Origin of the sequence: Marinobacter sp. SBS5 (assembly GCF_048285575.1) — a bacterium.
Taxonomy (GTDB): domain Bacteria; phylum Pseudomonadota; class Gammaproteobacteria; order Pseudomonadales; family Oleiphilaceae; genus Marinobacter.
Genome location: NZ_JBLWAZ010000023.1, coordinates 1 through 227 on the forward strand (window position 1 = coordinate 1; position 227 = coordinate 227).

At 54.2% G+C, this 227-nt stretch carries 1 protein-coding gene; it reads left to right on the forward strand.

Going from position 1 to position 227, the window contains the following annotated elements; genetic code table 11:
• The coding region (locus tag ACNQ6O_RS15785) for a ChaN family lipoprotein (protein WP_418054128.1) at positions 1-227 on the forward strand (227 nt) is incomplete at both ends.

A 227-nucleotide genomic window follows, 5' to 3' on the forward strand; every position in this document is an offset into this window, starting at 1 on the left:
AGCCCGCATATTGCACCAGCTGCACAACCACAACCCCAACGTAGTTCTGACCCTCGAACAGTTCGCCCTGAACAGACAATCGACTTCGAACGACTATCTAACAAGCACCACTGGCGAGACAAAGCTAGTGAAGGATGCAAAAGCGGGGGACAGCTACCGAGGTTCCTACCGGCCTCTCATCGAATCCGCTCTTCACCACAAAATACCGTTGCTGGCCGCCAATGCTC